Annotated in this window: 5 protein-coding genes and 1 pseudogene; all 6 read left to right on the top strand. The window is 58.8% G+C overall.

Going from position 1 to position 4380, the window contains the following annotated elements:
- Positions 1-183: pseudogene (locus tag ACTQ0H_RS09170) on the top strand (SIS domain-containing protein); the annotation flags it as partial.
- Between the two features lie 21 nt (positions 184-204).
- Positions 205-624, top strand: a complete 420-nt coding sequence (locus ACTQ0H_RS09165) for a PTS sugar transporter subunit IIA (protein WP_154515120.1) — start codon at positions 205-207, stop codon at positions 622-624.
- A 57-nt stretch (positions 625-681) separates the two neighbouring features.
- A complete protein-coding gene (locus ACTQ0H_RS09160) occupies positions 682-1164 on the top strand; it encodes a PTS sugar transporter subunit IIB (RefSeq protein WP_441538943.1) in 483 nt (160 codons plus the stop codon).
- 293 nt (positions 1165-1457) lie between these two features.
- The gene (locus ACTQ0H_RS09155; RefSeq protein WP_441049355.1) at positions 1458-2231 is read left to right on the top strand and encodes a PTS mannose/fructose/sorbose/N-acetylgalactosamine transporter subunit IIC; all 774 of its coding nucleotides are present in this window, start codon (positions 1458-1460) and stop codon (positions 2229-2231) included.
- On the top strand, positions 2212-3045 hold the full coding sequence (locus tag ACTQ0H_RS09150; RefSeq protein WP_441049357.1) for a PTS system mannose/fructose/sorbose family transporter subunit IID: 834 nt from the start codon (positions 2212-2214) through the stop codon (positions 3043-3045). Before ACTQ0H_RS09155 ends, ACTQ0H_RS09150 begins: the two co-directional genes overlap by 20 nt.
- A 111-nt stretch (positions 3046-3156) precedes the next feature.
- Positions 3157-4002: a sugar phosphate isomerase/epimerase family protein gene (locus ACTQ0H_RS09145; RefSeq protein WP_441049359.1), complete on the top strand. Its 846-nt coding sequence runs from the start codon at positions 3157-3159 to the stop codon at positions 4000-4002.
- The last annotated feature ends 378 nt before the right edge of the window (positions 4003-4380 follow it).

Genomic DNA, 4380 nt, shown 5'->3' with positions numbered 1-4380 from the left:
GAGGACTACGTCATCATCGACACCGCCGAGTACGCGATCCCGGGCCTGGACGACGACTTCCGCGTCATCGTGTCGCCGTGGATCCTGTCCGTGCTGACCACCGACCGCCTCGCGCGCAACTACGAGCTGGTCACCAAGCACAACCTCAAGTACCGCCGCTACTACCACCAGTTCGACTACTAATTCTATTTGGGGGAAACCGCAATGAGGCAATACATCTTTGCCAGCCACGCGCATTTTGCGACCGGCATCAAGGAGAGCACCGAGCTACTCTCGGGCGCGCGCGATAACGTCCACGATCTGTCGATGTTTGTCGACGGCCGCACCGACGTCGCCGAGGAGGCCGCCAAGCTCCTGGCGACTATCGATCCCGCCGACGATGTGATCGTGTGCACCGACCTGTTTGGCGGCAGCGTCAACAACGAGTTCACCAAGATCGTCCAGACGCGCCCCAACACCTACCTGATTGCCAACATGAATCTGCCGCTGCTAATCCAGCTGCTCTTCTCGGACCAGGAGGCTCCCGCCGACCAGGTTATCCGCGAGATTCTCGCGGCTGACGACACGCGCGTCAAGTTTGTCAACGACCTGCTGACCGATGCGGATGACGAGGAAGAGTTCTAGTCACCGCCTGCTAATAATGGGGCCGGGTTTCCGGCATGAGACCTTTGGGGGTCAATCATGATTCAATTGGTTCGCGTCGACCATCGTCTGCTTCATGGCCAGGTGGCCGTCTCTTGGGTCCAGGGCCTGGGCTCCGACTGCATCTTCTGCGTTGGCGACAAGGTTGCCAACGATCCCGTCTGGAAGACCACGCTCAAGATGGGAAAGCCGGCCAACGCCAAGCTCGTCATCAAGGACATGGAGCACGCCATCGAGGCTATCAACTCCGGTGTCACCGATAAGTACAAGATGATCATCTGCGTCGCCAGCATCGCCGAGGCCAAGCAGCTTGTCGAAGGCTGCCCGCAGATTACCTCCATCAACCTGGGCAACACCAAGTCCAAGGATGAGCAGCGTCCCGATGCCCGTAAGATCTCCCGTCAGATCTTTGTGACCGCTGCCGAGGAAGAGGACATTCGCGAGCTCGTCGGCCGCGGAATCGAGGTCGAGATTCGCGCTCTGGCCGACGACCCCAAGGTCGATGCTCTAAGCGCCCTCTAATTGGGAACTACGGGGCGGCGCGTACGGCGCCGCCCTGCCCGTGGGCGTACCGGATAAACGCTTTACCCGTTACCCCATCTACCGTTCACCGGGAGTACCTGCCCGTTGAGCGATTGGTATTAAATAGTTTTCGCATGACTATATAATTGGTATTAAATCATTTGCACCGGTTTAGGTGTTAACAGCACACCGGTACAAGCTGGATCTGTCTGGACGATTGTCGGCATGGGAAAGGGCGCGCTGACAAGTCGGGAATCGCCGCGCGGATCCAAGAGGGATCAAAGGGAGGAACAATGCTTGTTCAAGCGATCCTTATCGGACTTATCGCTGCCTTCGGTAAGCTCGATTATCAGCTCGGTACGCTCTATGCGTTCCGCCCGATCGTTCTGTGCCCGCTCGTCGGCATAGTCCTCGGGGACCTGCAGTCCGGCCTCGCCATCGGTGCGAGCCTCGAGCTGCTCTTCATGGGCTCAATCTCCATCGGCGCTTACGTGCCGCCCGATGAGTGTATTGGCGGTGTGCTCGCCTGCGCCTTCGCTATTCAGCTGGGTCAGAGCACCGAGGCCGCTATCGCGCTCGCGATGCCCATCGCCACTCTGTGCCTGGCCATTAAGAACGTCGTCAACGCCGGTATGCCCCTTCTGGTCGACCGTGCCGACGTCTTTGCCAGCAAGGGTAACCTCAAGGGTATCTACGCTATGCACTGGATTATCGGTCTCGTGATTGTCGTCCTGGCCTTTATCCTGTGCTCGGTCTCCTTCTATCTGGGTGCCGACGCCGTTCAGGGCCTGCTCGACTTCATCCCGACGTTCGTCCTCGATGGCTTTGGCGTCGCAGCCAACATCCTGCCTGCCATGGGCTTCGCCATGCTCGGCCGTCTGGTGCTTACCAAGCAGCTCGTGCCGTTCTACTTCCTGGGCTTCCTGCTGTGCTCCTATGCCAACGTGCCCGTCCTCGGCGTCGCTCTGATCGCAATCATCATCGGCATCGACAAGTACGACCTGCTGGGCCTTGGTGGCGCCCAGCCCCAGCTTTCTGTGGAAGGGGATGAGGACGATGACTTCTAATTCCGAGAACCAGATTACTCGCTCCGACCTCATTAAGAGCGCCGTGAACACCGGCGCCCTGGGCATGGAATTCTCCTGGACCTACTACAAGCAGATGAACATTGCCTTCTGCCTGATGGTCGCCAACATGCTCAAGAAGATCTATGCCGGCCGTCCCGACGATTACGCCGAGGCCCTGCACCGTCACAGCGCGTTCTTCAACATCACCCCGCAGCTCGCTCCCTTCGTGGGCGGCATCGCGATGGCCATGGAGGAGAAAGTCGCTCGTGGCGAGGTTGAGCCCGAGAGCGTCAACGACATCAAGGCCGCCCTTATGGGCCCGCTTTCCGGCCTGGGTGACTCCTTCTTCCTGTCCACCCTGCGCGTCGTCGCCGCTGCCGTGGGCATCAGCCTGTGCCAGGCCGGAAACGTCTTTGGCCCCATCGCTTTCCTGCTCATCTACAACACCCCGGCGTTCCTGATTCGTATCTTTGGCGCTATCAAGGGTTATGAGCTGGGCATTGGCTTCCTCGACGAGGCTCAGAAGACCGGCCTGATGCAAAAGATCATGGCCTGCGTCGGCATCGTCGGCGTCATGGTCGTCGGCGCCATGAGCAAGGACATGTTCTGGGCTTCGCTGCCCGTCGCTATCGGTCAGGGCGACTCCGCCCAGACTCTCCAGGACATCCTGGACGGCATCATGCCCGGTATGCTCGGCATGGCCGCCTTCTGGCTCTATTACTGGCTGCTCTCCAAGAAGATCAACCCGATGGTCTTGATCCTCTGCACCATGGTCGTGGGCATCATCGGTGCTTACTTTGGAGTGCTTGCCTAATATGTTCGAATCGCGCTTCCATCGCGTCTAACGGTTGCGTCGATCTTTGGGGGCTTGTCGCATCTGCGGCGGCCCCCTGTTTTTTAAAACTCCGTACGAAAGGGGAGGGCTATGGTCGTACCCGAGCTTTCGCTCATGAACATCAACCATCGTTACTACAGCATCGAGACGTTTTTTAAGGCTGCAGGTGAGGCCGGCTATCGCAATATCGAGCTGTGGACCGGCTCGATGCACCTGTATGTGGATTGCCATGAGCACGAATCGGTGGATAAGATTCGCGATCTTGCCGCCCAGTACGGCATCAAGATCGTGTGCGTGTGCCCCGAGCAGAACAACCCCAAGCCGTGGAACGTCGCGGTGCGCGGCGAGGCGGGCCAAAAACGCATCCTCTCGTACTTTAAGAATGTGATCGACGTAGCCGTTGAATTGGGCGCGCCGCAGATTCTGGTGACGAGTGGTTGGGCCTATCTGGACGAGCCGGCTGAGGACGCCTGGGCCCGTAGCGTTGCCATGCTGCGCTCGGTGTGCGACTACGCCGACACGCGCGGTATTCGCGTCGCGCTCGAGGCGCTGCAGCCGTCGGAGTCCGTGCTGGTCAACACTGCACAGGATGTGGCGCGCATCCTCGAGGCGGTCGATCGCCCCAACCTGAAGGCTTGTATCGACTTTGGCGCCATGGAAGTTGCCGGCGACACGATAGACGGCTACTTTGAGGTTTTGGGCAACAAGATCGTTCACACCCACTTTGTAGATGTGGGCGGCGGCACGACGCATCTTGCCTGGGGCGACGGCGAGCGTGATATGCGTGCCGACCTCGAGGCACTCATGCGCCACGGCTATACGGGCTATGTCTCGGCCGAGACGTGTGATGGCCGCTACTATCAGGATCCGTCCAAGGCGACGACTCAGGTTATCGAGATGTATCGCCGTGTGACAGCGGAGATGGAGGCCGAATAACTAAACTGCGCGGTTGCGCCGGAAACGCTTGGGCGGGTCTGGCGCAACGCTTTTATAGCTGGCGAGTTGTGGGGAGCCCGTTGGCAGTAGCGCTCGAAATAGACAACTATTGGCGTTGTAATACCACTCGGGTGAGGAAACCGACCGTTTGCCGCAAATCTCCGTGAGTTTAGATTGGTATTAAATAACAAGCAATCGTATGGCTATAATTGGTATCAGTAAGAAGCGCGATGTATAGAATTGCGCACATGTGATGGGAGGACACACATGAAGGAGACCGAGAAGATCGAGATCATGCACTTCGACCAGGAGGGCTACCTCGAGGACGGCAGGAACGTCTACGAGGCCGGCAAGCGGATGACCGCCCTGGCCGACCGC

Origin of the sequence: Collinsella sp. LCP21S3_A3, from assembly GCF_052118905.1 — a bacterium.
In the GTDB taxonomy this organism is placed as follows: domain Bacteria; phylum Actinomycetota; class Coriobacteriia; order Coriobacteriales; family Coriobacteriaceae; genus Collinsella.
Note: the sequence above shows the minus strand (reverse complement) of the source record. Positions and strands in the feature narration are given on the sequence as shown.